This is a genomic window from Microbacterium sp. NRRL B-14842 (genome assembly GCF_050470785.1).
This window is the reverse complement of sequence record NZ_JBFLUM010000001.1, coordinates 3,010,826-3,035,253: the sequence shown is the minus strand read 5'-3', so window position 1 is coordinate 3,035,253 and position 24,428 is coordinate 3,010,826. Positions and strand designations below refer to the sequence as shown.

The 24,428-nt window shown below is 71.5% G+C and carries 23 protein-coding genes; 11 read left to right on the top strand and 12 right to left on the bottom strand.

Going from position 1 to position 24,428, the window contains the following annotated elements:
* Window positions 1-19 precede the first annotated feature (19 nt).
* Window positions 20-1,183 carry an ROK family protein gene (locus AB1285_RS14800; RefSeq protein ID WP_370428167.1) on the top strand — a complete coding sequence of 388 codons (1,164 nt, stop codon included), beginning with the start codon at window positions 20-22 and terminating at the stop codon, window positions 1,181-1,183.
* Window positions 1,184-1,333: 150 nt separating this feature from the next.
* Here the strand turns inward: AB1285_RS14800 and AB1285_RS14795 are convergent, their stop codons facing one another.
* Genes AB1285_RS14795 through AB1285_RS14785 form a run of 3 tightly spaced genes read right to left on the bottom strand, consistent with a single transcriptional unit; the run spans window position 1,334 to window position 4,510 of the window.
* The gene (locus tag AB1285_RS14795; protein WP_025104200.1) at window positions 1,334-2,260 is read right to left on the bottom strand and encodes a carbohydrate ABC transporter permease; all 927 of its coding nucleotides are present in this window, start codon (window positions 2,258-2,260) and stop codon (window positions 1,334-1,336) included.
* A gap of 2 nt (window positions 2,261-2,262) precedes the next feature.
* Window positions 2,263-3,234, bottom strand: coding sequence for a carbohydrate ABC transporter permease (locus AB1285_RS14790; RefSeq protein ID WP_366237201.1), 972 nt, complete (start codon window positions 3,232-3,234; stop codon window positions 2,263-2,265).
* Window positions 3,235-3,265: 31 nt separating this feature from the next.
* Window positions 3,266-4,510, bottom strand: coding sequence for an extracellular solute-binding protein (locus AB1285_RS14785; RefSeq protein WP_429977485.1), 1,245 nt, complete (start codon window positions 4,508-4,510; stop codon window positions 3,266-3,268).
* A 282-nt stretch (window positions 4,511-4,792) separates the two neighbouring features.
* Between AB1285_RS14785 and AB1285_RS14780 the strand changes: the two genes are divergently transcribed.
* The 5 genes from AB1285_RS14780 to AB1285_RS14760 are packed head-to-tail and all read left to right on the top strand — an operon-like array spanning window position 4,793 to window position 9,353.
* A complete protein-coding gene (locus tag AB1285_RS14780) occupies window positions 4,793-5,692 on the top strand; it encodes an SIS domain-containing protein (RefSeq protein ID WP_370428166.1) in 900 nt (299 codons plus the stop codon).
* A gap of 25 nt (window positions 5,693-5,717) precedes the next feature.
* Window positions 5,718-6,710: an ROK family protein gene (locus AB1285_RS14775; RefSeq protein WP_187662876.1), complete on the top strand. Its 993-nt coding sequence runs from the start codon at window positions 5,718-5,720 to the stop codon at window positions 6,708-6,710.
* On the top strand, window positions 6,707-7,651 hold the full coding sequence (locus AB1285_RS14770; RefSeq protein ID WP_268777545.1) for a 1-phosphofructokinase family hexose kinase: 945 nt from the start codon (window positions 6,707-6,709) through the stop codon (window positions 7,649-7,651). Before AB1285_RS14775 ends, AB1285_RS14770 begins: the two co-directional genes overlap by 4 nt.
* Window positions 7,648-8,580 carry a class II fructose-bisphosphate aldolase gene (locus AB1285_RS14765; RefSeq protein ID WP_370428165.1) on the top strand — a complete coding sequence of 311 codons (933 nt, stop codon included), beginning with the start codon at window positions 7,648-7,650 and terminating at the stop codon, window positions 8,578-8,580. Before AB1285_RS14770 ends, AB1285_RS14765 begins: the two co-directional genes overlap by 4 nt.
* The gene (locus AB1285_RS14760) at window positions 8,577-9,353 is read left to right on the top strand and encodes a DeoR/GlpR family DNA-binding transcription regulator (protein ID WP_366237205.1); all 777 of its coding nucleotides are present in this window, start codon (window positions 8,577-8,579) and stop codon (window positions 9,351-9,353) included. Before AB1285_RS14765 ends, AB1285_RS14760 begins: the two co-directional genes overlap by 4 nt.
* 256 nt (window positions 9,354-9,609) lie before the next feature.
* On the opposite strand, the gene AB1285_RS14755 is transcribed toward AB1285_RS14760, so the two are convergent.
* From AB1285_RS14755 to AB1285_RS14740, 4 genes are read right to left on the bottom strand one after another with little or no spacing between them, the layout of a single operon-like run.
* Window positions 9,610-12,054 (bottom strand): CHAT domain-containing protein, encoded by a 2,445-nt coding sequence (locus AB1285_RS14755; RefSeq protein WP_370428164.1) that lies wholly within the window; start codon window positions 12,052-12,054, stop codon window positions 9,610-9,612.
* Between the two features lie 48 nt (window positions 12,055-12,102).
* Entirely contained in the window at window positions 12,103-13,674 is a 1,572-nt protein-coding gene (locus tag AB1285_RS14750; RefSeq protein WP_370428163.1) for a S8 family peptidase, read from the bottom strand.
* Window positions 13,675-13,724: 50 nt separating this feature from the next.
* Entirely contained in the window at window positions 13,725-14,180 is a 456-nt protein-coding gene (locus AB1285_RS14745; RefSeq protein WP_268777540.1) for a hypothetical protein, read from the bottom strand.
* The gene (locus tag AB1285_RS14740; protein ID WP_232089144.1) at window positions 14,177-14,800 is read right to left on the bottom strand and encodes an RNA polymerase sigma factor; all 624 of its coding nucleotides are present in this window, start codon (window positions 14,798-14,800) and stop codon (window positions 14,177-14,179) included. Before AB1285_RS14740 ends, AB1285_RS14745 begins: the two co-directional genes overlap by 4 nt.
* Before the next feature lie 119 nt (window positions 14,801-14,919).
* Between AB1285_RS14740 and AB1285_RS14735 the strand changes: the two genes are divergently transcribed.
* The gene (locus tag AB1285_RS14735) at window positions 14,920-15,138 is read left to right on the top strand and encodes an SCO4848 family membrane protein (RefSeq protein ID WP_259951727.1); all 219 of its coding nucleotides are present in this window, start codon (window positions 14,920-14,922) and stop codon (window positions 15,136-15,138) included.
* Window positions 15,139-15,147: 9 nt separating this feature from the next.
* Here the strand turns inward: AB1285_RS14735 and AB1285_RS14730 are convergent, their stop codons facing one another.
* Window positions 15,148-16,446: an MFS transporter gene (locus tag AB1285_RS14730; RefSeq protein WP_429977484.1), complete on the bottom strand. Its 1,299-nt coding sequence runs from the start codon at window positions 16,444-16,446 to the stop codon at window positions 15,148-15,150.
* A gap of 70 nt (window positions 16,447-16,516) precedes the next feature.
* On the opposite strand from AB1285_RS14730, the gene AB1285_RS14725 reads away from it, so the two are divergent.
* Window positions 16,517-17,107, top strand: coding sequence for an ArsR/SmtB family transcription factor (locus AB1285_RS14725; RefSeq protein WP_187662885.1), 591 nt, complete (start codon window positions 16,517-16,519; stop codon window positions 17,105-17,107).
* A gap of 1 nt (window position 17,108) precedes the next feature.
* On the opposite strand, the gene AB1285_RS14720 is transcribed toward AB1285_RS14725, so the two are convergent.
* From AB1285_RS14720 to AB1285_RS14705, 4 genes are all read right to left on the bottom strand, one after another.
* Window positions 17,109-18,227 carry an FUSC family protein gene (locus AB1285_RS14720; RefSeq protein ID WP_370428161.1) on the bottom strand — a complete coding sequence of 373 codons (1,119 nt, stop codon included), beginning with the start codon at window positions 18,225-18,227 and terminating at the stop codon, window positions 17,109-17,111.
* Between the two features lie 173 nt (window positions 18,228-18,400).
* Window positions 18,401-19,087 carry a hypothetical protein gene (locus AB1285_RS14715; RefSeq protein WP_187662887.1) on the bottom strand — a complete coding sequence of 229 codons (687 nt, stop codon included), beginning with the start codon at window positions 19,085-19,087 and terminating at the stop codon, window positions 18,401-18,403.
* Window positions 19,087-20,004: an ABC transporter ATP-binding protein gene (locus AB1285_RS14710; protein ID WP_187662888.1), complete on the bottom strand. Its 918-nt coding sequence runs from the start codon at window positions 20,002-20,004 to the stop codon at window positions 19,087-19,089. Before AB1285_RS14710 ends, AB1285_RS14715 begins: the two co-directional genes overlap by 1 nt.
* Entirely contained in the window at window positions 20,001-20,390 is a 390-nt protein-coding gene (locus tag AB1285_RS14705) for a GntR family transcriptional regulator (protein WP_025104181.1), read from the bottom strand. The genes AB1285_RS14710 and AB1285_RS14705 overlap by 4 nt, the downstream gene beginning before the upstream one ends.
* Before the next feature lie 204 nt (window positions 20,391-20,594).
* Between AB1285_RS14705 and AB1285_RS14700 the strand changes: the two genes are divergently transcribed.
* The 3 genes from AB1285_RS14700 to AB1285_RS14690 all read left to right on the top strand — a co-directional run bounded on the left by AB1285_RS14700 (window position 20,595) and on the right by AB1285_RS14690 (window position 24,422).
* Window positions 20,595-21,788, top strand: coding sequence for a class I SAM-dependent methyltransferase (locus AB1285_RS14700; protein WP_370428160.1), 1,194 nt, complete (start codon window positions 20,595-20,597; stop codon window positions 21,786-21,788).
* Window positions 21,789-22,119: 331 nt separating this feature from the next.
* Entirely contained in the window at window positions 22,120-23,463 is a 1,344-nt protein-coding gene (locus tag AB1285_RS14695) for a quaternary amine ABC transporter ATP-binding protein (RefSeq protein WP_370428159.1), read from the top strand.
* Window positions 23,463-24,422, top strand: coding sequence for an ABC transporter permease (locus tag AB1285_RS14690; RefSeq protein ID WP_259951736.1), 960 nt, complete (start codon window positions 23,463-23,465; stop codon window positions 24,420-24,422). The genes AB1285_RS14695 and AB1285_RS14690 overlap by 1 nt, the downstream gene beginning before the upstream one ends.
* Window positions 24,423-24,428: the final 6 nt, after the last annotated feature.

The following is a 24,428-nucleotide window of genomic DNA, read 5'->3' as shown; positions in this document are numbered from 1 at the left end:
CCCGAGAAGGAACTCGCAGATGTTCACCCACGACGACGCGCTGGACACCCAGGCGGCGGTTCGGCGAGCGAACCTGCGGCGGGCGCTCCAACTCGTCTTCCAGGCGTCCGGTTCGCAGACGCGCGCAGGGATCGCGCGGGCGACCGGCCTCACAGCGGCGACCGCGTCGTCCCTCGTCGCGGAACTCATCGAGCACCGGCTCATCGCGGAGGGCGAGCAGGCGGTGAGCACGGGGGGCAAACGCGCGACCACGCTCAGCATCGACGCGGAGCATCATCTGATCCTCGTGCTCGTCGTGCAGCCGACCAGTGCGTACCTGGCGCTCGTCGCCCTCGACGGCTCCGAGGTCGCCCGCCGCAGCGTCTCCTACGCGACGCAGACCCGCGACCGGGTGCTGGACGAGACCGTCGCCGAGGTGGTGGCCGCCTACGGCGCGCGGCTGCTCGCGATCGGCGTGCAGGTCCCGGGGACGACCGACGGGCGCACGGTGCTGGAGAGCGTGCAGCTGGAGTGGCACGAGGTGCCGCTGGCCGAGCGCTTCGAGAGCATCGCGGGCGTCCCGGTCCTCCTCGTCAACGACGTCGACGCCGAGGCCATCGCGGAGGCCGGTCTGGACGCCGCACCCTCGGGTTACCGGCTGTTCATCCACAGCGGCGGAGGCATCGGCGCCGCGGTCACCCTCGACGGGGAGCTCGCGCCGGGGCCCCGCGACCGTGCGGGGGAGATCGGGCATGTGCAGGTGGTGTTCGGCGAGGCCGCGCGTCCGTGCCGCTGCGGACGCCGCGGCTGTCTGGAGTCGGCGGCCGCGATGGGACCGATGCTGGGGGAGGAGTTCTCGGACGCGCTGGACGTGCCGGCCGTCCGCACCCTCGTCTCCCGTGCGGATCAGACGCTGATCGACGACGGCGCGCGGGCCCTGGCCCGTGCCATCAAGCTCATCGTGGCGCTGCTCGATCCGATCGAGGTCGTCATCGGCGGTCCCGCGACGGAGCTCGGTCCCCGGTTCCTGGAGCGTGTCCGCGCCGAGAGCGGCTATCCCGCCCGCGGCACCGCCGACGTGCCGATCCGGTATGCCGATCCCCGCGTCGCTCCTTCCGCCGGGGCCGCGCAGGCCGCCCTCACCGCGGTCCTCGGCGTGCGATGGAGCCCCGAGCAGCTCCGCGCCGGCGGCCCCCGCCCCTGACCCCGCCCCTGACCTCTGCCGGCGGATGTTCCGGCTGCACGACCCGGGTACGTTCGCACGACCGGATCCGTCCGGAACCCCTGCACGCGCGCCACGGTCGTGCAGGTGTGCCGGACGGGAACCCGGGGGGTGGACCGGAAGCCGGGTGGGTTACTTCACGCTGCCGGCGGTGAGGCCGCCGACGAGACGCTTCTCGATGAGCATGAACAGGATGATGACGGGCAGGATCGCGACGATCGAGACGCCGAACACGTACTGCCAGCTCGTCTCGTACTGACCGACGAACTTCGTGAGCGCGACCGACAGCGGCTGGTTCTTGTCCGTCGACAGGATCACCAGCGAGGCGGCGAACTCGTTCCAGCAGGCCACGAACGTGAACACGATCGCGGTGACGATGCCGGGCCAGACGAGCGGGAGGTTGATCCGGAACAGGACCGTGAGGCGCCCGGCGCCGTCGATCTGCGCGGCCTCGTCGACCTCCTTCGGGATGCCGGCGAAGAACGAGTGCATGATCCACACCGCGAACGAGAGGTTGAAGGCCGCGTTGATGAAGATCATCGCGGTCCAGGTGTCGCCGAGGCCGAGGACGGTGAACTGACGGAACAGGCCCGACGTGAGCACCGCCGGCTGCAGCATCTGCGTCACGATCACGAGGAACAGGAACACCATGCGCCCGGGGAACCGGAACCGGGCCGTGTAGTAGGCCGCGGGGAGCGACACGAGCAGCACGAGGAGGGTCGCGAACACGGAGATGACGATGGTCGAGACGAGGTTGTACGGCAGCGGCGTCTCGGGCGTCGACCACATCGTGAGGTAGTTCTCCCAGTGCCACTCCACCGGGAGGTAGGTCGGGTCGACCGAGCGGATCTGCGCCTTCGTCTTCACCGATCCGAAGAACATGATGAGGTACGGCAGCACGAAGATCGCGAGCACGAGGAATCCGGCGGCGGTGCGCAGGATCACCCGGGGCAGAGTCACCTGGTCGGCGGTGTAGCGGCGCCGACGGCCGGGGATCGGCGGGGTGCGTCGTCCGCGGGAGTCGGCGGTGGTCACGAGGGCGGTCTCGGTCACGGTCATGATCAGACCTCCTTCATGGGCTTGACGATCTTGACGTAGGCCGCGACGATCGCGATCACGATGAGGAAGGCGACGACCGACAGCGCGCTCGCGACGTCGACCTTCTTCTGCAGCTCGATGTACTTGAAGATCAGGGTCATGATCGTGTCGGCGCCGTAGCCCGGGATCGACCCGGTCATCACCTTGAGGATCGGCAGCGAGTTGAAGACGTTGATGATGTTGATGAGGATCGCCACGGCGAGCGCGCTGCGCAGCTGCGGCAGGACGATCGACCAGTAGGTCCTGGCGGCGCCGGCGCCGTCCATCTTCGCGGCCTCGATCGCGTCGGCGGGGACCGCCTGCAGCCCCGCGAGGATCGTGTAGGTCGTGAAGGGCAGCGACACGAACACCGCGATGACGATGGACCAGACGAACGCCGTCGTCGGGTTCTTCGTCCAGCCGTAGCCCACCGCGTCGTCGGAGAGCCCGATGTCGTAGAGGAACTTGTTGAACACCCCGAAGTACGGTTCGAGGCTGTAGTAGAAGACCATCGTGGTCATCACCACCGACGCGGCCCACGGCACGATGACCGCCATCCGCACGAGCTGGCGACCCGGGAACGCCTTGTTGAGGATCTGCGCGAGGCCGAGCGAGATGACGACCGTGAACAGCACCACCGACACGACCCAGACGATCGTGCGGACGAAGATCGGCCAGAACTCCGGGAACGTGAAGACGGTCACGAAGTTGTCGAAGCCGGCCGAGCCCTTGTCCAGACCCGAGAGCGAGATGTCCCGCGTGGAGTTGAAGAACATGACGCCGGCGGGGAACAGCACCACGCCGATGATGAGCACCAGTGCGGGGGCGATCCAGGGCAGCGCCTGGAGGAGGTCCCGCCCGCCGGGGCGACCGCGCCCGGCCGTCCCGGCGTCCGGGGTGCGGGGGCGGCCGGTGGCCGCCCCCGCGAGGTTCGAGGATTCTGTCGTCTGGCTCATGGGGGATTCCCGAACCTCTCCGTTCCGCGGGTCAGCCCGCGTCCACCTGGTCCTGGATCTGCTTCAGCACATCGGCCGCCGGCTGGTCCTGGATCTGTCCGAACAGCGACTTGAAGGCGCCGTCCGCGGCCGACCACTTCGGGTTGGTCGACGGGTAGAACTGCGCGTCGGGCAGCACGTCGAGGAACGGCTTGAGGGCCTCCTCGCCGGACAGCTCCTCGGCGCCGGACTTCGTGACGGGGAGGAAGCCCTCCGCCTGCACCCACGGCACGTAGACCTCAGGCGAGTAGAAGTAGTCGAGGAACTTCGTGATCGCCTCCTGCTTGTCGCCGTCGTTCTCGAACGCCATCAGCTGGTCCATGACGCCGAGGGTGAACGGCGAGCCGTCCTTCGTCGGGATCGGGACGATGGAGTAGTCGAGCTCCGGGTTGTTCTCGGCGATCTGACCGACCGTCGGCGGCAGGCCGACCTGCATGCCGATCTTGCCCTGGATGAAGATGTCCATCAGCGGGGAGCGCTGCGTGGAGCCGGGGTCGGCCTGGGTCGCTCCGGCGTCGATCATCTTCTTGATCTGCTCGGCGCCGACCAGGTTCTCCGGGGTGTCGATGGTGATCTCCGACGCGTCGCCGAAGGATCCCCCGCCGCCCCAGAGCCACACGGCGGCCTCGGCCTGTGCCTCCTCCGAACCGAGCGGCATGCCGTAGCCCGCGACACCACCGCCGAGCCCGGACACCTTGGTCGCCGCGTCGAGCAGGGAATCCCAGTCGGTCGGCGCCTCGACGCCCGCCTGGGAGAGGAGGTCGTTGTTGACGAACAGGGCGCGCGCGGAGGCGATCATCGGCAGCGCGTAGGCGGTGCCGTCGACCTCGGCGTTGGCGAGGAAGGAGTCCTGGAAGTCGGAGTAGACGTCGTCGGACACGACCTCCTCGACGGGGTAGAGCAGCTCGTCCTCGACGAAGCCCGCGAAGGGGCCGCCGTTGTAGATGTCGGGCGCCTCGCCGGCCTGGACCTTCGTGGAGATGACCTTCTCGAGGTTGTCCCACGACTGCACCTCGAGGTTGACCTTGATGTCGGGGTTGTCTGAGGTGAACCCGTCGATGACGTCTTCCCAGAGACCCTTCGTGGCGTCGGAGTAGCTGGGGACGAGCAGGTCGAGCGTACTGGCGTCGTCGCCGCCGCCGCTGTCTCCTCCCGATCCACCGAAACCGCAGGATGCGAGCGACAGCGTGGCGACGGCCGCGACCGCTGCGGCCCCGTATCGCCGTGACTTGTTCATGGGCATTGCATTCCTCACTGTGGGTGCTGCTCCAGCGGGCGGGATCCGCTCTCCGGAGAGGGGGGTGGTGCACAGTCGCAGAACACTCCACGCGACGGTGCGTGATGATCGCGCCGCCTGAGCGGTCGTGATCGTCCGAGCGGGGGCTCGGGGGAACTCGTCCTGATTATTTGTCAGGCAAACAAACAAATCAAGATGTTGCTCTCCTGGGACGAAATACTATGATCGGATAACGCCCGAAACAATCACAAGTACGCAACATCTCGTCCGAAAGGCCTCTTCATGACCGCTTCGCTGCCCGGCGCACACATGCGCGCAGAGCTCCGCTCCCAGCCGGAGATGTGGGCCACCGCCGCCGAACTCACCGCCGAGCAGGCTCTGCTGCCGGCCCGGGGTGCACGGGTCGCGGTCGTCGGCTGCGGCACGTCGTGGTTCATGGCGCAGTCCTACGCCGCGCTGCGCGAGTCGTCCGGCCACGGCGAGACCGACGCGTTCGCGGCCTCCGAGGCCTTCGTCGACCGCGGCTACGACGCCGTCGTCGCCCTCACCCGCTCCGGCACCACCACCGAGGTGCTGGAGCTCGTCGACCGCATCAAGGGGCGCACCCGCAGGATCGGCGTGATCGGCGACCCGGACTCCCCGCTCGTCTCGCTCGTCGACGATGCCGTGCTGCTGCCGTTCGCCGACGAGCAGTCCGTCGTCCAGACGCGCTTCGCCACGACGGCTCTCGCACTCTTCCGGGCGTCGCTGGGTGAGGACCTCTCCGGAGCCATCGCCGACGCGACGGCCGTGCTCGCCGAAGACGGGGACGACATCGAGCTGCGCGATGCCGAGCAGTACACGTTCCTCGGTCGGGGCTGGACGATCGGCCTGGCCCACGAGGCCGCCCTGAAGCTGCGCGAGTCGTCGCAGTCGTGGACCGAGGCGTATCCGTCGATGGACTACCGTCACGGTCCGATCGCCATCGCCGCCCCGGGCCGGGTGACGTGGCAGTTCGGAGAGGCACCGGAAGGACTGGCCGCGGAGGTGCGCGCCACGGGCGCCCGTTTCGAGCACCGCGCGATCGACCCGCTCGCCGATCTCGTGCGCCTGCACCGGACAGCCCTCGACCGTGCCGTGGCCCGCGGGCTCGACCCCGACCAGCCGCGCAACCTCACGCGATCCGTCATCCTGGATGCATGACGCCAGCGATCCCCGGAGCCGAGCGATGACCCCGAACGACGCCGCGGACGCGATCCCCGACGTCGCGAGGGACGAGGCCGGCGAGAAGCTCGCCGCGGTGCGCACGCTCGGCGCCGGGTCGCCCGTCCTGGCCTTCGACGTCGGAGGGACGGACATCAAGTCGGCGCTGTTCGATGCGGACGGGCGGGCGCTCGGTCTCCGCCGCACGCCCACCCCCACGGCCGACGGCGACCGCACCCCCGCGCTGCTCGACCGGCTGCAGGTGCTCGCCGCGCAGCTCCGCGATGAGCATCCCGACGTGACGCCGCGCGCCGCCGGGCTCGTGGTGCCGGGGATCGTCGACGCGGCCGCCGGGATCGGCGTGTTCGCGAGCAACATGGGCTGGCGGGACGCACCGCTGCGCGCGCTCGCCGCCGAGCGTCTCGGCCTCCCCGTCGCGTTCGACCACGACGTGCGCGCCGCGAGTTGGGCCGAGCACGAGCTGGGCGGCGCGCGGGCCTACGACGACGCGGTGATCCTCGTGATCGGCACCGGGATCGCGGGGGCCCTGCTCGTCGGCGGCCACCCCTACACGGCCGGAGGCTACGCCGGCGAGATCGGGCACTCCCCGATCGCCGACGGACCGGTGTGCCCGTGCGGTGCCCGTGGCTGTCTGGAGGCCGTGGCCTCGGCGGGCGCCATCGCGCGCCGCTACCGGGAGGCCACGGGGACGACCCCGGACGGCGCCAAGGACGTCATCGCCCGCGCGGCCGCCGGGGACCGGGTCGCCGCCGACATCTGGGACTCGGCGCTGGACGCGCTCACCCTGTCGCTCGCGCAGCTGACCGCCGTGGTCGCCCCCGAGGCCGTGGTAATCGGCGGCGGACTGTCGCGGGCGGGCGGCGCGCTCTTCGACGAGCTGCGGACCCGTCTCGCGGCGCGTCTCAGCTTCCACCGCCTCCCCGCGCTCGTCCCCGCCGAGCTGTCCGGCAACGCGGGACTGATCGGCGCCGCCCTCCGTGCCAGGGAGCTCGCATGATCCTCACCGTCACCCCGAACCCGGCTCTGGACCTCACCTGGCGGGTCGATCGCCTCGTCGCAGGCGGGACACACCGCACGGACACCGGGGCGTCCCGCGCCGGCGGCAAGGGCCTCAACGTCGCCAGGGTCGCGCACGCCGAGGGGGCGTCCGTCCTCGCGCTGACCACGGCCGGCGGTCCGGTCGGCGCGGAGTTCGCCGCGGAGCTCACGGCCAGCGGCGTGCCCCATGTGCTCGTGCCCGTCGCGGCCGACACCCGTCGCAGCATCGCCCTCGTCGACGAGGCCGCGGGCGACACCACGATCGTCAACGAACGAGGGGTGAACCCCACCGATGCCGAGTGGGGCGGGCTTCTCGCGGAGATCGTCGACCGGCTTCCCGGCGCCGGGGTCCTCGTCGTCTCCGGGAGCCTCCCCCCGGGAGCGCCGGAATCGCTCGTGCCGATGCTCGTCGCGGTGGGCGCCGACGCCCGGGTCCCGGTGATCGTGGACACCTCGGGCCCGGCCCTCCTGCGCGCCGCCGACGCCGGAGCCACCGTGCTCAAACCCAATGCCGCGGAGCTCGCCGAAGCCACCGGCATCGACGACCCCGTCGAGGGGGCCCGGTCGCTGCTGGCCCGGGGCGCCGAGCTCGTGCTCCTGTCGCTCGGGGCCGACGGCATGCTCGCGGTGACCGCGACCGATCTCCTGCACGCCCGACTCGACGAGCCGCTCTCCGGCAACCCGACCGGTGCGGGAGACGCCGCGGTCGCGGCCTGCGCCGTGCTCTCCGCGGAGGGCGAGCGTGATCCCGAGGTCATCCTCCGCCGCGCGACCGCGTGGTCGGCGGCCGCCGTGCTCATGCCGCTCGCCGGCGACATCTCTCCCCGCTGGCGCGCGCTCGAGGAGCAGCTCCGCGTGTCCCGCCCCGACCCCGCCTCCTTCCGGAAGGACCCTTCGTGACCCTCGTCTCCGCCCGGGAGCTCGTCTCCGCGGCTGCCACCGCCGGCACCGGCATCGGTGCCTTCAACGTCATCCACCTGGAGACCGCGGAGGGCCTCGTGCGGGCCTCCGCACTCGCACAGCTCCCCGTGATCCTGCAGATCTCGCAGAACTGCGCCGACTATCACGGCGGTCTGGAGCCGATCGCCCTCGCGACGCTCGCCGCGGCAGGACGCGCGGAGACCCCGGTGGCGGTGCACCTCGACCACGCGGAGCGACCGGAGCTCGTCGACGAGGCGGTGGCCCTCGGCTTCGGCTCGGTCATGTTCGACGGCGGCGCGCTGCCCTACGACGAGAACGTGGCGGTGACCGCCGAGGTCGCCGCCCGGGCGCGCGCGGCAGGGGTCTACGTGGAGGGCGAGCTCGGCGAGGTGGGCGGGAAGGACGGCGCCCATGCCCCCGGCGTGCGCACCGATCCGGACGAGGCGCGGGCGTTCGTCGCCGCGACCGGGGTGGACGCGCTCGCCGTGGCCGTGGGGTCGTCGCACGCCATGACCGACCGCACCGCCTCCCTCGACCTCGACCTCATCGCCCGCCTGCGGGCGGCCCTCCGCGGTGCCGCCTCCGACGGGACGGACGTGCCTCTCGTGCTGCACGGCTCCTCCGGGGTTGCCGACGCCGTGATCGCCGACGCCGTGCGCGCCGGGATGACGAAGGTCAACGTCTCCACCCACCTCAACGGCTTCTTCACGCGCGCGGTCCGCGAGGTGCTCGCCGCCGACGAGCGTCTCGTCGACTCCCGCAAGTACCTCGCTCCCGCCCGCGCCGCCCTCGCGGACGAAGCCGCCCGGATGCTGCGACTGTTCGCCCTGCTTTCGTCGCAGAATCCCGCTCCGGTCGCAGAGGTTCCCGGCACAGCTGCGACCTCGACGCGGAACGACGACCGGTGAAGCGCGCGGCCCGACTGCACGCGATCCTCGACCTCCTCGCGGCGGACGGGGAGGTGACGGTGGAGGAGCTGGTGGAGCGGTTCGGAGCCTCTCCGGCCACCACCCGCCGCGACCTCGACTCCCTCGCCGAGCAGCGGCTGCTCACACGCACGCACGGCGGCGCCGTTGCCCAGACCGTCGCCTACGAACTGCCCCTCCGCTACAAGAGCCATCTCCGCACGCACGAGAAGGAGAGCATCGCACAGACCGCGGCGGCGCTCGTCACCCCCGGTATGGTGGTCGGGCTCTCCGGCGGCACGACGACCACGGCCATCGCGGCCGCGCTCGCCGCCCGCGAGGACCTGGCAGCGGAGGGCGGGATCACGGTGGTCACGAACGCCGTGAACATCGCCGCGCAGCTCGCCACCCGGCCGGAGATCAAGGTGGTCGTCACGGGCGGTGTCATCCACTCGCGCACGTACGAGCTCGTGGGCCCGTTCGTCGAGCAGCTGCTCCGCGGGGTGCGGCTGGACCTCGCCTTCATCGGTGTGAACGGGATGGACGCGGCAGCCGGGGCGACCACGCAGGACGAGCGCGAGGCGGCGGTGAACCGGATGATGGCGGAGCGTGCGCGGCGCGCCGTCGTCGTGACCGACGGCAGCAAGCTCGGGGTCGAGGCGTTCTCCACGGTCGGCGGGTCGGAGCTCTTCGCCACCGTCATCACGGATCGAGGAGCCGACGGCGCCGCGGTCGATGCGCTGCGCGCCGCGGGGTACAGCGTCCTCCTCGCCTGAGGCGCTCCGGCCGCCCGCGGACACCCCGAGGGCCTCGGCGTCCCCAGATCGCCGAGGCCCTGCGAGAGCGTCGCGGCTGCATACCGTGACGCTCCCGAGCAGATGGTGTCCGTCTCGTCTTCCCGCTCCCCAGCGGCGTTTCCCCAGAACCGACGGCGCCTCCCTCGGGCCTCTCCCTTCGAGGCCTGTCGCTCGACACCTTCCGAAGAACAGGAGAGGGTGGGTGCGATTCTGATACCTCGGTCCGGCAAAAAAGTCAGAATCCGTTGCCGTGACACTGGAATGGGGCGGAAACCCCCGTCGTCAGCGCGGCGCTCGCCAGGGCGTCGGCGGGAGAAGCACCGGTCGAGAGGCCGCCGTGGACCGCGGTGAGGAGCTCGCAGGCGTCGTCGTCCGGCACCGTGACCGGGGCCGCGATCACCGAGTCCACGCCCGCGTGCAGCCAGACCCGCGTCATGCCCAGGGCCTCCTCTCCCCAGCGCACGGAGGAGCGCCCCAGCTCGCACGCCGAGAGGATCACGGTCCGCGGCACCCGGGGGATGAGGTCGACGTCGTAGCCGAAGAGCACCCCGTCGGCGAGCTCGAAGCCGGAGAACAGAGGATTGTCGACCGCATGGCGTCCGTGCGCGGCGATGTGGAGCACATCGACGGAAGCGGCCAGTGCCGTGGCGGCGGTCACGGTCGCCTCGGTGCCCTGCAGCAGGCGGGTCGCCCCCCGCGTCGTCCATGAATCCGCCGCGCGCCGGACCTCTTCCGCCGCCCGCGGAACCCGTGGTCCCGCCGCGAAGCCCACGCTCGGGGTCGAGGCGGCGGCCGTCGTGCCGTGAAACCAGCGCGAGACCGAGGTCGCGAGGGTGAACGGCACGCCGTGCATGCCGGGGAGCATGGCCCACGGCACCCCGCCGAGGATTCCGGGAACGGTGACGACCAACCGCTCGGCGCCCGCGGCGGCCCGGCGCATCGGCCCGAGCAACTCGTCGTCCAGGACTGCGAGGCGTGCCGTCAGAGCGCGCGCGGTCACCGACCCCATCGCGCCGCCCCGCGTGAGCGCGGCCATGTCGAGGTCGGCGCGCAGGCCGTCGAGAGCGGTCCGTACCCGCGACCACGACAGGTCGACGACGGTCGCGCCGTCCGGCCGCACCACCACCCCGTGCAGGCCGGTGCCGGTGTAGACGTAGGCCAGCACCGCCGTATCGGACGGCAGGAGCGCGGAGGTCTCGGCGAGCGTCCGGCGCTCCCTCGTCGCTCCCGAGCCGGTGGCGGACCACTGCCGCTCCCGCACCCGGTCGCGGAGCGCGCGGACGGTGGGGTCGGTCGTCCAGTCCGCCCCCGCGAGGTCGGCACGCAGCATCCGCAGTTCTGCGAGGTCGGCGGCGAGGGCGTCGTCGTGCGGGGGGCGGACGGGGGCGACCTGCTGGCTGAGGTGCCGGGCGCGCTCGGACCACTCGAAGAGCGTCGCAGGGTCGCGGCGGCGGACGGCGGCGGCGAGCCCGGTGAACACGAGGTCGCTGGCGTGCATGGCGACGGAGGCCTGCAGGTCGAGGGCGCCGAACGACCGCTGCCACGCCGACAGCAGGTCAAGCCCGGCGGCCGCGGCGCGCAGCGCCTCCCCGTCACGGCCGCGTCCGGCGGCGCGGGCCGCACGGACCTCCTGCGCACGGAGCCGCAGCGGCGTCGGGGCCGAGGCGGGGACGCGGGGGAGGCGGCCGGTGCCGTCGCGGCGGGCGCTCAGCCGCAGGGCCGTGGCCTCGGTGCGGAAGCCGCTCCGGTCGAGCTCCTGCGCCACGCGTTCCCACGCGTCCGCATCGAGGGGGCGGTCGGGCCGGATCCGCTGCCGCGCCTCCAGCTGCACCGCGGCGGCTCTGGCCGCCCAGCCGCTGCTGCCGAGGGCGGTGAAGCGTCGGGCGGCGGTGCGGGCGGCGCGCTCGGCCGCCCGAGGGTCGTGCCGGACGAGCGAGCGGGCGAGGTGGAACTCGGCCTCACCACGGGCCTGGCGCATCCGCTGTGCACCGAACTGCACGGCCACGCGGCCGAGCAGCGCCTCCGCCTCGGTGGTCAGGCCCGCGTCGCGGAGCACCTCGGCGCGGTCGAGGTCGCTGATGGCGGTGGCCAGGGCGCTGGTGGCCGCGAACGTCGGCCGGGACGCGGCCATCAGGCGCAGCGCCGACACGAGGTCCCCGCCGAGCAGCGCGGCATAGCCGAGGTTGTGCGTGGCCTCGGCGAGGGAGTCCCGTTCCTCGTGCGCCTCGTAGATCCCGATCGCACGTCGGAGGTCGGCCATGCAGGTGTCCAGACGATGGCGCTGCATCCGCACCACCGACCGGTTCATCAGACAGTTCGCGAGCGCGGTGGTCTCGGCACCGGCAGCGGTGAGGGCGTCGATCGCGGCGGTCAGGCTCGCCTCGGCCTCCTCCATCCGTCCGCCGTGCATGAGGAGGGCGCCGAGCTGCCCGCCGAGGAGGGCGACCGTCTCGGCCTGCAGTCCGTCCCTGGCCAGGGCCTCCCGGCACAGCGCCTCCGCCGCCGCGGGCTCACCGGTCTGCGCGAGCACATACGCCGTCGTGCCGTCGATCCGCGCGCGGAGGTCGACGTCGTCCGTGCGAGCGGCGGCTTTCTCCAGCTCCCGCCGGGCGCGGGTGAACTGCCGGGCGTTGGCCGCCTCGACGCCGCGTCGGTGCAGCGCGCTCGCGGACAGGGGCATCCGTCCAGGATGCCGTGCCGGGGTGGTCGTGCGGAAGGGTGAGAGGCGTCAGGACCTCTCGTGCGGCGTCGGCAGCGACGTCAGGACGGCGGCGACGGCCTTCGCGGCGACGGCGGGCTTCACACCCTGGGTCGGGACGGCGCCGAGCTGGGCGGCGACCCGTCCGGCGATGTACGGCGCCGCGAAGGAGGTGCCGCTCCACACCGCGAAGCCGCCTCGGTAGTCGTCCGGGTCGAGCGTCTCGCGCGGCAGCCCGTCGACGTCTGCGCGGGTCGCGGCCTGCGCGCCGCCGACGAAGGCCGGCGAGGTGCTGACCACCGCGGCGCCCGGGGCGTACACCTGCACCCACGGGCCGACGTTCGAGAACAGGGCCACGGAGTGCGCCGACGGGTTCAGGGCGCCGACGGAGACGTGCGGAGCCCCGTCGTCGGACCGCAGCCCGTTGTCGGCGCCGGGCCACGGCCACAGCGACGCGGGGAAGGAGGGGCGGTCGATCGCGTCGTTGCCGGCCGAGCAGACGACCACGCAGCCGAGTTCCCTGGCCTTCGCGAGCAGCTCGTACAGCGTCGTGCTGAAGAGCCCGTCGGTCGGGGTCTCGTGGTAGTAGCTGAGGGAGAGGTTCAGCACGTCGATCGGGAAGCCCGTCGTCGGATCCTCCCGATGCCGCCGGAGCAGCTCCACGACCTGCGCCACGGTCTCGAGGAGCGTGCTCTCGTCCACCACCCCGAGCGCGCCGGCGACACGGATCGACAGGATGTCGGCGTCCGGAGCGGCCTGACGCACGAGGCCCGCGATGAAGGTGCCGTGCCCGGCCACCGCGTCGATCTCGCCGTCGAGCTGGCCGTAGAGGTCGGGGTAGCGCTCGGGGTCGGCGTCGTCCGTGAAGCCCACGGGGACGCCGTCGAGCTCCACGTGCCGGGTGACGATGTCGGACGGCAGCCAGGCGTGCTCCCCGCACCCGGTGTCGAGGATCGCCACGACCGGCCGTCGTCCGCGCTTCGGAGCGGCGGCGCGGGCCGGGGCGGGACCGAGCCAGGTGACCGGCTGCCGCGCCCCGCGTCCGGGCTCCAGGTAGTCGTCGCTGCCGCCTCCGCCGGGTGCCGCACCGCGGACGGGGTTCGTCCGGGTGAACGGGTTCGTCCGCGTGAACGGGTTCGTGCGGGTGAACGGGTTGAGCCCGACCGGATCGATCGAGAGCACGTGCTCGAGGCTGGTCCGCGGCATCGTCGAGCGCGACAGACGGCGCGCGCGTTGCAGCACCCGCCAGGCATCGGGCGCCACGGGGGACTCGCCCCTGGTCGGCTCATCCGGCGTGGTCAAGCGCGCCCGCAGGAACCCCGCGACACCCGGCACGAGCTCGCCGTTCCCGATCTCCCGCTCCGGCGACTCCAGCTCCAGCCGCCAGCCGAAGGAGTCGGCGGCATCCCTCAGGGCGCGCAGCTCGCGGTCGTACGCCTCCTGCTCGTCGAGGGCACGCGTGATCAGCAGGCGCTCCGGCAGGTACGCGGTGGGGAACGCTCGGATCCCGTCCACCGGTTCGGTGCTGGGGTCGAGGGCGGTCCCGCGGCGGATCGATCCCTCCGCGCGGTCCTGCCAGGTCCATCCCTGGGGCTGCTCCATCGGTCATCCTCTCCGTGGGCATCGACGGCGACGGCGCCGGCGATGCGGGGTCACAACTCGAACTGCGGGGTCTCCAGGGTGCGGGTCTCGTCGCCGACCGTCGCGGTCAGGCGCACGCGGCTGAGCCCCGACGGCACCTCGTCGAACATGAATCGGCCGGTCTCCGCCGGGGTCGTGCGGCGTTCGCGCTCGCCCTGCAGCAACACGATCTCCGCAGCGGCGGTGTCCACCCAGCCGTCGATCCGTCGTCGTCCGGACGCGGTCGTCGTGACGTGGAGGAGGATGCTCGTGCTGCCGTCGCTGAACTGGAGGGTGAGGGCGTCGGTCTCGCCGCGGACCGTGCCGAGCTGGCCCTCCACGAGGGTGAGCAGCGCGTACTCGCGGTTGAGCCCGTCCGCCGCGACCGCGGCGACCATCCGGTCGATCAGCCCGGCAGGGACCGGATCGACCTCTCCCCAGAGGCTGCGCAGGCGGGCGAAGAGCCGGGCGTCGTCCTCATCGCTCATGATCGTCCCTCCGTCCGACGGGCCGGGGCGTCGAGGAGGTCGCGGAGCTTCGCGAGGCAGCGGCTGCGGGTCGGCCCGATGCTGCCGACCGGCATGGACAGGTCGCGGGCGAGGCGCGCGTAGTCAGGGCGGTCCTCGAAGGCGATCACCCGGAGGAGACGCTGGCAGCGCTCGGCGAGGCGGCGTACCGCGGCCCAGAGCCGTCGGTTCTCGTCGTCCAGCGTGGCGTGCTCCTCGGCGGACGCCTGCTCCGGAAGCAGGGCGTCCAGGTCGTCGGATTCCGCGGTGTCGACGCGACCGTTCGCCTTGCCGACCTTCCAGGCCTCGCGGCGGGCGGTGGTCGTGAGCCACGCGGAGACGGCCCGCGGGTCGGCGATGGCACCGTGGCCGCGCACGAGCTGGAGCCAGGTCGTCTGCACGACGTCTTCCGCGAGGGTGCGTTCGAGGCCGTAGGCGCGCACGACGTGCCACAGCACCGGCGTCATCAGCCGCACCAGGTCGTCCATCGAGCGGCCGTCGCCATCGCGCCACGCATCGAACAGGTCCGCGGCACGTTCCCAGCGTGCGCGCCCGTCGTCGGATGCCGGATCGAAGGCGGCGCCGGGGGCACCGTCGATCATGAAGCCCATTGTGATCACACCTACCAGGAGCACGGCAAGGGCTCGGTGATACATGTCGCGGTCCAAGAATTCCGACGCCCGAATCCGTGGGGCGACGACACCCTCGATAGCGTGGAGGGGTGATCGCTCTCGTCGTCGTGCTGTTCCTCAATGCCGGCTTCAACGTGCTCGTCTGGCCGCGGTTCTACAAGCGGGTCGCGAACGATCCGCGCGCCAGGGACGAGAACGGCAAGGCCACCCCGTTCCTCCGCGTGCACGTCATCCTCATCGCGATCGCGCTGGTGCTCGCCGTAGCCTCCGCGGCGGCGGGGATCACCGTGCTGGCGGTCGCGCCCTAGCGCGGAGCCTCAGTCCGCCTCGTACTGGGCGGCGTGCGCGGCCCACCGAGACTCGACGGGGAGGCTGCGGAGGGCGCGATTCCCGATCGCGAGGGCGGCGGCCAGCACGCACAGGGCTGCGCAGATCAGGATGGTGCCCTGGCGTCCCGCCCACGCGAGGCCGAAGCCGGCGATGAGGGGGGCGAGCGGCATGGCTCCCATCGCAAGCACGCCGATGGCGCTGTTCGCGCGCCCCAGCAGTCGGGAGGGCGTGGCCACCATGAAGTAGCCCATCATCCCCGCATTGAGGGCGGGGAGGAGGAGCACCGAGGCACCGAGGACGACCGCGACGGCCCACGGCGCGGACACGACCGACAACACCACGGCGCAGAGGGCGACGACCGTGAGTCCGCCGATCGTCAGCACCCCCGCCGGGATCCGGGGCACGAGGAACGGGGCGACGACCGCGCCGACGAGCATCACGGCGCCGATCGCCGCGCTGACCGTGCCGATGAGCAGTTCGGAGTGCCCCGCCTGCTGCAGGGCGTAGACGACGGTGGTGATCGCGGCGTTGAAGCCGAGGTTGATGATCGTCATGATGAGCATGACGCCGCCGAGGTCGGGGCGGGACAGCAGCCAGCCGAATCCCTCCCGGAACTCCCGCCAGGCGTTCGGGCGGGTGGTGGGCGCGTCGAGGTCCGCGTCCTCCTCGGCACCGTGTCGGCGAGGCCCGCTCGCCTGGTCTGACGGCCGAGCAACCCGGCGGTCACGGCCGCGACGAGGTGGCAGAGGGTCATGACGGCACCGACGAGCCAGCCGCCCACAGCCGAGCAACAGCCCGCCCAGGGGTCCGCCCGCGAGCTGGAGGGCGGCGTCGCGCCCCTGGTTCGCGGCCTGCGCCCGCCCCATCGCGTCATCCGGGACGATCTCCTTCAATGCGCTCTCGCCGGCGACGTCGAAGAGGCCGCTCCGTGCGGCCAACAGCACGTCGATCACGAGGAGGGTCGCGAAGGTGAGAGCGCCGCCGAGAGCGAGGAGCGTGAAGGCTCCGGCCATCACGATCCCCAGGATCGAGCCGACGAGCATGAGCACGATGCGCCGGTGCCGGTCCGCCAGGATGCCGCCGACCAGCGTGAGCAGCAGGCGGGCCACCATGCCCGCACCTGCGATGACGCCGGCCTGCGCGGGGTCGTTCGTGATGATCAGCGCGAGCAGCGGCACGGCGAATCCGAACAGGGCAGACGCCAGGCCTTTGCTCGTGTCGCTGATGAGCCAGGTGAGGTAACGCGTGTTCCGCGACAGGCGGTGGGGGGTGGGCGTCATCGTCATGGCTCGACGATAGTTGCGCAAGACTAATTGCGCAACTATTCGTGCGGAATTGCGTGACTAGGATCGGGGAATGGCCGACGACGCGGAAACGACCTCCCGGGAGGACGCCGCCTTCATGACGTCGGCCATGCTCAAGGCCTACTCGCACCCGTTGCGCCGACAGATCCTCCGCCTGATCGCCCGGCGGGGATTCCTGCGCGCGGCGGACATCGCGGGCGAGCTCGATGTGCCCGCCAACAGCGCCAGCTTCCACCTGCGAGTGCTCGCCGAGGCGGGGCTCATCGAGGAGGCGCCGGAGCAGGCCAGGGACCGCCGCGACCGCGTGTGGACGGGCCGCAAAGGGGCCCTCAACGTCGGCGGTCCGGAGAACCCCGTGCCCGACGAGGCGCTCGGCGGGGCCGTCGTGGCGGCGCTCGCCGAAGACCACCAGGACCTCGTGCGGCGGGTGATGGCCTGGACGCCGGAGTACGTTTCCGGCCGCACGGCCGAGGTGCACGCGTCATTCGTGCAGCGCACCATCCGCCTCACGGAGGCCGAGTTCGACGACGTGATGCACAACATCAACGACGTGCTCTCCGCCGCCGACGCCGCGCACGACGACACCGACCCGACCGGCCGGTACTGGCAGATGGACATCGTCGTCGCCGACGACACCATCTGAGTCACTCGTCGTCGTCGTCGGGGCGCTCGCCGCTGAGGATGAGGATGCGGCGGAGGTGCATCGCCGTCAGCACGCCCGGTCCCATCGAACTGCGGACGTCGAACGTGCGGTCGTCGACGCGCTCCAGCAGGAGCCGGATCGCCCGCGCCGCCTCGCCGCGACGGCGGTGCGCCGCGCTCGAGGCGGGGTCGTCCTCGGCGATGACGTCGGCGACGGCGTGGCAGGCCGCGGACAACGGCTCGGGCAGCGCGGGGTCCAGGGGCATGCCGGCGGGGCGCTCCCAGATCGTGTCGGCCGTGGCGTCGGCGATGTCGCGGATGAGGTGCGCGATCCGGTCCAGGGTGGAGAGCTGCTCGTGGATGTGGGCGGTTCCCGCGTGCCGACGGCGGGCTCGGGGGTTGTAGCGCACGCTCTCGTCGGCTTCGGCCAGGGCCGCACGGAGGTCGGCAGTGGTCTCGGCGAGCGCGGCGGCATCGTCCGCCCACTGCGCGGTCTCCGGCGGCCAGGATTCGGAGACCGCGGAGCCGATGTCGTGCAGGTGTCCCGCGAGCTGTCGGCGGAACTCGTCCACCCGCGCCTCCGCCGATCCGATGAGCGGTGCGGGTGCGAAGAGAAGGTTCACCACCAGGCCGATCACGACTCCGACCCCCATCTGGGCCAGGTAGCCGACGGAGTAGTCGTCCGCGTTCTGACCGCCGATGATGAGCACGAACAGCGCCGCCATCGGGACGTACTCCTTGCCGACGCCGAACCAGCCGGTGCCGGACACGAGGACGCCGAGCCCGACGACGAGGGGGATCGTCCACCACGTCGGTCCGACGGTGAGCACGATCACCGCGGCCAGACCGATACCGGTGGCCAGGCCGAACAGGGTCTGCAGGCTCGACCGCATGGACCCCATGAGCGTCGGATACATGCTCACGAGCGCGCCGAGGGGTGCGTAGTACGGGTACTCGTCGGTGACTCCCGGCATGTGCGGCGCGATGGTCCACGCGAGCCCCACGGCGAGCGCCGTCTTGACGACGAGGAGCAGGCGGGCGGGTCGGACCGCCTCGCGAATGGTGCGGGCGACGTACGAGCGGCGCTCGCGGACGCGCAGGCGCGAAAGGTCAGGCGTCACGTCATCCTCTCCTCGCGGCGGTCGGGTGGTCCTCTCTGGCGAGGATAGGGCCGAGGGCCGCCCGCGGCCACCGGGTTGCCCCGGCTCGGGCCGCCGGGTAGAGGCGGTAGGACGCGGATGCCGCGACCGCGCGGGGTGCGCAGCCGCGGCATCAGCGGATTCGGATCCTCACGTCAGGGCGTGGCCCGACGGAACGCGAGGAACGAGATGACGCTGAGGACGGCCACGACCACGAGCCCCCAGAGCGCGAGGCCCACGGCGCCGAGGTCGAGGATGCCGAGCCACACGTCGCCCCACAGCTCAAGCCGTGTCACCAAGTACACGACCCCCACGAGGAGGAGCGCCAGGGCGACGCCGACGATGGTGAGGACCATCGGACCCCAGCTCTTGTAGATGGTCGCGCCGGTGAACCCGACAACGAAGAAGAACAGGGCGAGGGTGAAGTAGACGACGAAGGCGCCGAGCGGGCCGGCCTCCCACAGCCACGGCAGGTGGAAGACCCAGCCGTTCACGCCGTAGCCGTTGGTGGCGAGCTCGATCGCACCGCCCAGGAGGAACAGCACCCCGAGCAGTGCGCTCCCGAGGATCGCGGTCAGCAGCGTCCCGATGAAGAACTCGCGCCGGGTGACGCTCATGGCCTGCGAGAACGGGAAGGTCAGCGTCATGGCCGACAGACCGATCGCGAAGAAGTACCACAGCGGCGCCTGGCCGCCTCCGCCGTATTTGGGGGCATCGCCCGGGATCATCGCGTAGATGAGGACCGAGATCACGACGGCGGAGCCGAGGATGATCAGCGGGACCCAGACGAAGGTCTGCCGGTTGATGAGCTGCAGCCGGATGACGTTGAGTGTGCGTCGCATCAGCGGACTCCTTCCGTGGTGGCATCGGCTCTCGTGGCGCCGCGGCTCTCGGCCTTCTGGGTGAGGCGGACGATGAGCTGCTGCAGCGAGACGGGGGCGAGGTCGAGACCCGCGGCCCGCACATCGGCGCGGTCGTCGGCGGTGAGGGTGCCGAGCACGGTGACCGAGGCGACGCGGCCGAGCTCATCCCGGTGCAGCACCTCGCGGCCGGCGGTCCAGGCGTCGACCTTGGCGGCGTCGCCGACGACGGTCACGGCGCGGTCGCGGACGGCATCGGTGTCCTCGTTCAGGAGGATCTGGCCGTTGTCGATCACGATGACCTTCTCGATGAGGTTCGCGACCTCGTCGATCAGGTGCGAGGAGAGGATGATCGTGCGCGGGTGCTCCGCGTAGTCCTCCACGAGCCGGTCGTAGAAGATCTGCCGGGCGACGGCGTCGAGCCCCAGGTAGGGCTCGTCGAAGAACGTGATCTCGGCGCGGGAGGCCAGGCCGATGATGACGCCGACCGCGGAGAGCTGCCCGCGGGAGAGCTTCTTGATGGTCTGCTTCATCGGCAGCTGGAACTCCGCGATGAGCTCGTCCGCGAGGTCCTGGTCCCAGTGCGGGAAGAACAGGCGCGCGGCGGCGAACGCGTGCCGCGGGGTCGCGTCGTCCGGGTACTTCTGGCTCTCCCGGACGAAGCAGATCCGGCCGAGCACGTGGGCGTTCTCGTACGGGTGCTCGCCGAACACCTTCACAGTGCCGGAGGACTCGAAGTTCTGCGCCGTGAGGATCGACATGAGTGTCGTCTTCCCGGCACCGTTGCGGCCGAGGAGCCCGTAGATCGAGCCTCCCTCGAGCGAGAGCGACACGTTGTCGAGCGCCCTCTTCTCCTTGTAGCGCTTGGTGAGGTTCTGCACCTCGATGACGGCGGTCATGCGGGGTTCTTCCCTTCTGGGGTGGGGGCGGATGCGGCGCGCTGCCGGAGCAGGTCCGCGAGGTCTTCCGCGCCGAGACCCAGCGTGCGGGCCTCCGCGAGGAGCGGGTCGATGTAGCGGTCGGCGAAGGCCGCGCGGCGCTCGCCGAGGAGCAGTTCCCTGGCGCCTTCCGAGACGAACATGCCGATGCCTCGGCGCTTGTGGAGCACTCCCTTGTCGGTGAGCATGGCGACTCCCTTCGCAGCGGTGGCGGGGTTGATGCGGTAGAACGCGGCGAGCTCGTTCGTCGAAGGGGCCTGCGCCTCCTCGGCCAGCGAGCCGTCGAGGATGGAGTCCTCGATCTGCTCGGCGATCTGGAGGAAGAGCGGCTTGCCTTCTTCGATCACGAGTCCTCCATGGTTGCTGGGTTACTTACTTGACTAAGTAACCATGGGACCCGGTTCCGTGTCAACCCTCTCCTTCGCGGGCAGGCACAGCTTCGGAGATCTCTGTCGACACGCCGCCTGACGGGCGGTTCTGGGCGGCGTGCCGGCCGTCAGCTCCGAAGCTGTGCGCGGGGAGAGGGTGAGGCGGCCGCGTACAGTGGGCTGGTGCCGGAGTTCCCCTACAGTCGTCTGCGTCGCTGGCCCGACGTCGAGGCGGACAACCTCCAGGCCCACGATGCGACCGATCTGCTGCTCGTGGAACGGGCGCTCGCCCTCGACGTGCCAGGGTCCGAGACGGTCGTGATCGGAGACGAGTACGGCGCGATCACGCTCGCTCTCACGGCGGCCGGGCGGCGCGGGATCCGTGTGCACCAGGATCTCGCGACCGGACGCCGCGCGCTCGCCCGCAATGCGGAGGAGCTCGGGATCGGTGGGTTCACCCCGCACGAACTCGACGAGAGCCTGCTCGCCGGTGCGCAACTGGTGCTGCTGCAGCTCCCGAAGGCCCTCGCCGAACTGGAGGAGATCGCGGATGCGGTCGCCCGGTGGGCTGCGCCTGACGCGGTGCTCGTCGCCGGCGGTCGGGTGAAGCACATGACTCTGGCGCAGAACGAGGTACTGGGGCGGAGCTTCGCCCGGGTACAGGCGCAGCGCGCCGAGCGGAAGTCGCGGCTGCTCGTCGCCTCCGAGCCGCTCCCGGTGCCCGAGTCGCCGCCGTTCCCGGTCACCGCGCGGCACGGCGACCTCGTCCTCGTGGCCCACGGCGGCGCCTTCGCCGGGTCCCGCCTCGATATCGGCACCCGGGTCCTGCTCGAGGTGCTCGACCTCGATGGTTCACAACTCAGGAGAACAGAGGTGACACGCGCCGAGAACGAGCGGAACGGCGGCGAGAGCAGCCGTTCTTCCGGAGTTGTGAACGGCGGACGCCGCGTGCTCGACCTCGGCTGCGGGACCGGAGCGCTCGCCGTGTCCTGGGCGCTCGCCCACCCGCGGGACCGCGTCGTCGCCACAGACCGCTCGGCCGCCGCCGTCGCCTCCGCCCGTGCCACCGCGTCGGCGAACGGCGTGGCCGGCCGGGTCGAGGTCACGCACGACGACGCGGGTTCGGCGCTCGCCGCGGGGAGCTTCGACACGGTGCTCTTGAATCCGCCGTTCCACCTCGGCGCCAGCGTGCACACCGGCGCCGCGACCCGCCTGTTCGAGGCCGCCGCGCGTCTGCTCCGACCGGACGGGGAGCTGTTCACGGTGTACAACTCGAGCCTCGGCCACCGGGCCGAGATGAGCCGTCTGGTCGGCCCCACCGACCAGCTCCGGCGCACCCCGAAGTTCACCGTGACGCGCACCGTCCGGCGCCCGTGAGTACGCCGCACCGAGATTGCTAGACGCTCGTACTATCCCCCGGTCAGCGGCGGAAACCCGGGTACGTCCGTGGAGCAGGATTTGCCGCTGACCGGCCATTTCGTTACGTTGGTCTGCGGGCCTGACGGCCCATAGACCAGTCCGCGGTCACGTCCTTCCTTCGATGAGCTGTGCGGCGAAGAGGCGTGGGCGTACGGTCGATCCCCTCTGCGGCGGATCCGAAATCCGCCGCCTGTGCCGCCACAGCGAAGACGTCGAACGGCCTCGTGAGGATCACCCGGGCGTAACCGAAGCAGGCTCAGCCACCCGAAGGCCGAGCCGCAGGGGAAACGTGTCCGAAACAGCACTCGAAGCGCGCCATCTGTACAAGGTGTTCGGGAGGAATCCGAGCGCCGCCGTCCGCCGACTGAAGGCCGGGGAGAGCCGCACGGCCGTCGCCGACGCGGGGACCGCCGCGGTCATCGACGCCAGCTTCACCGTCAACCGCGGTGAGATCTTCGTCATCATGGGCCTGTCCGGATCGGGCAAGTCGACCATCATCCGCATGCTCAACGGCCTGCACGACATCACCGCCGGCATCGTCACCGTGGGCGGCGACCCGATCACGGGGATCCCGGCCGCGCGCCTGCGCGAGATCCGCCGCGACCGCATCTCGATGGTGTTCCAGCACTTCGCGCTGCTGCCGCACCGCACGGTCGCCGCGAACGTCGCCTACCCGCTCGAGCTCAAGGGGGTCGGCAAGGCCGAGCGCCAGGCCAAGGCCGAGGAGATCCTGGCCCTCGTCGGACTCGAGGGCCAGGGCGACAAGCTGCCCTCCGAGCTCTCCGGCGGTATGCAGCAGCGCGTCGGCATCGCCCGCGCCCTCGCCGCCGACAGCGACATCCTGCTCATGGACGAGGCCTTCAGCGCGCTCGACCCGCTGATCCGCCGCGAGATGCAGGAGCAGCTCCTGGAGCTGCAGCAGAAGCTCCAGAAGACCATCGTCTTCATCACGCACGACCTCAACGAGGCCATGTTCCTCGGCGACCGCATCGCCGTCATGCGCGACGGGCGCATCGTGCAGATCGGCACGCCGGAGGACATCCTCATGGACCCGGCGAACGACTACGTCGAGCAGTTCGTGCAGGACGTCGACCGCGCGCGCGTGCTCACCGCCGCGAACGTCATGGAGCGTCCGCGCCCCGTCGTCGCCGAGTCGGCCGGTCCCCGCACCGCGCTCCGCCAGATGCGGGACGCCTACATGTCGGCGACCTACGTGGTCGGCAAGGATCGCCAGCTGGTCGGCGTCGTCACCGACCGCGACGCCGTGAAGCTCGTCCGTCAGGGCGCCACGCGCCTCGACTCGATCATCAAGCCGGTGCTGCAGAGCGTCCGCGAGGACGACGTCCTCATGAACCTGTTCGTCCCCGCCGTCGAGTCGCCGCTGCCCCTCGCGGTGACGGATGCCGACGGCCGCCTCGCGGGCGTGATCCCGCGCGTCACCCTGCTCGCGGCGCTCGGTCCCGGGCCCGGAGCGACCGAGGAGATCCTGCTGCCGATGACCCCCATGCCCCAGGCCGAGATCGACGCCGTGCTCGACGACGGATGGACGGCCGAGCCCGGCCCTTCGACGAGCTCAGGGACCCAGGGTGGGTTCGGCTCAGAGGCCCAGGTCGACACGGAGGAGGTGCGCTGATGGACGGTTTCCGCATCCCCGTGGGCGACTGGGTCGCCGCCGGCGTCGACTGGATCACCGCCAACCTCGACGGCCTGCTCGACGCGGTCTCGTTCGTGGTGAGCTTCCTCGTCGACGGCCTCACGCGCCTGCTCCTCACCCCGCACTTCGCGGTCATCATCGTGATCGCTGCGCTGATCGCCTGGGTCGTGCGGTCGTGGCAGCTCGCGATCGGCACGATCCTGTCGTTCGGGCTCATCGTCGCCATGGACCTCTGGGTCCCGGCGATGCAGACGCTCGCGCTGGTCCTCGTCGCCGCCGTCGTGGCCGTGCTGATCGCGGTGCCACTGGGCATCTGGTCGGCGCGCAACGCGACGGTGCGCGCGACGTTGAAGCCGGTGCTCGACTTCATGCAGACCATGCCGGCCTTCGTGTACCTGATCCCGGCGATCGTGTTCTTCGGCATCGGTGTGGTGCCCGGACTCGTCGCCACCGTGATCTTCGCGCTGCCTCCCGGCGTGCGCCTGACCGAGCTTGGCATCCGCGGTGTCGACGCCGAGACCGTCGAGGCAGGACACGCCTTCGGAGCGACGCCGAGTCAGATCCTCCGCGGGATCCAGCTGCCGCTCGCGATGCCGACCATCATGGCCGGCGTGAACCAGGTCATCATGCTCGCGCTGTCGATGGCGGTCATCGCCGGTATGGCCGGAGCCGACGGGCTCGGGAAGATGGTCGTCGAGGCGATCTCGACGATCAACATCCCCAAGGGTGTCGAGGCAGGACTGGGCGTCGTGCTCATCGCCGTGTTCCTCGACCGGGTGACCGCCGCTCTGGGCGCGCCCGGCGAGAACCGCTCCTCGCTCCTCGGCATGCTGAAGCGTCGCGGTTCGTCCCGGCCTTCCGCTCCCGTGGCGTCGGAGCCCGCTGCCTCCGCGCCCGCCGACTCCGCCCCGACCGAGTCCGAGCTCGCCCGCGCCTGAGCGCCC